A 1381-nucleotide genomic window follows, 5' to 3' on the forward strand; every position below is an offset into this window, starting at 1 on the left:
TTTGTTTAGCGACTGCTTGCGGTTGATATAGTTGTACTAAGTTATTTAAAATTGAACTGAGATTAACAGTTTCTTTACTGCGGTTAGGAATATTATCATGACGAGCTAAAAATAGTAAGTCTTCTGTAAGGCGAGTCATTTGGTTCGTAGCACTAGAAATAGCCTGAAATTTTTCTGCGTCAGCTTCTCGCATCCCTTCTGGATACTTTAGTGCTACCCCTGCATTACTTTGAATCGCCATTAAAGGACTGCGGAGTTCGTGGGAAGCATCCGCAGTAAACTGTTTTAAGCGTTCAAAGCTTTCTTCAATTGGTTGCATAGCTTGACGAGTTAGCCAAACTCCACCCACACCACTAATAACCAAAGCTACAATAATCCCACCACTTAACCCCAAATCTAATTTATTTAAAGTTTCATCAAATTCTTCTAAAGATTGACTGGCTCTTACATACCCGATAAATTGTTTATCATCACTACTAATAATTGGCAGGGTAACAGACTGAATACGATTTTTACCAATTGTGTTTATTTGTTCTCCTTCTGTTACATGAACAGGTAAACTTAAAATATCTCGTCCCTGTTTTCCAATCAGATTACCTTTAGTATCAAACCAGTGTAACCCTTGATGCTTTTCAAGCAATTTATCTTGAGGTAAATCATTTTCAATTTTAATTTGACCGTTATCAAGCTCTGCATTAGCAGCAGCAACTTGTGCTAATGCAGCAAGTTTCTCTGTTTGTTGTTTATGGAGGCTATGGGTAAAGACAATCCGAACAGCAATTGCAAATCCACCTAAGATTAGTGACAATACGATTAAATAAGACAACAGTAAACGACGGCGAATTTTTTCAAACATAAGTTAAATTTGCCTTCACTTAGGACACAGACGATAACCAACACCATAAACAGTTTCGATAAAATCTTCTGAACTTCCTACGGCTCTGAGTTTCTTTCTTAAATTTGTAATGTGAGTTTTAACAGTTTCTTCGCCAGATAATTTATCAAACTCCCACAATTTATCTAAAATTGCCGAGCGAGTCAAAATTTGAGTAGGATTTTTCAAAAAACATTCCAATATCATGTATTCTTTGGGTGTTAATGATAAAGGCTTATCTGCATAAGTGACATGACAATTACTAGGGTCTAGTTGTAGCTCACCATGAATTAAAATTAATTGGCGAGTTTCTGGACTCCTTCGAGATAAAGCTCGAATTCGTGCTGCTAATTCTTCTAGTTCAAATGGTTTAACTAAATAATCATCTGCACCAGCATCAAGTCCAATTATTTTATCTGATGTTGTATCTCGTGCTGTCAACATCAGAATAAAAGCGTTACAATTAGAAGCACGTAACCGTTTACAGAGAGTAATTCCATCTAAGCG

General features: G+C 36.2%; 2 protein-coding genes. Both read right to left on the reverse strand.

Features of this window, described 5'->3' with window-relative positions:
- On the reverse strand, nucleotides 1–856 hold an 856-nt coding region (locus tag UYI_RS0131285), incomplete at its 3' end, for a histidine kinase dimerization/phospho-acceptor domain-containing protein (RefSeq protein WP_016870630.1).
- 15 nt (nucleotides 857–871) lie between these two features.
- A partial coding sequence (locus UYI_RS0131290; RefSeq protein WP_016870631.1) for a response regulator transcription factor occupies nucleotides 872–1381 on the reverse strand: 510 nt, incomplete at its 5' end.

Origin of the sequence: Fischerella muscicola PCC 7414 (genome assembly GCF_000317205.1) — a bacterium.
Lineage (GTDB): Bacteria > Cyanobacteriota > Cyanobacteriia > Cyanobacteriales > Nostocaceae > Fischerella > Fischerella muscicola.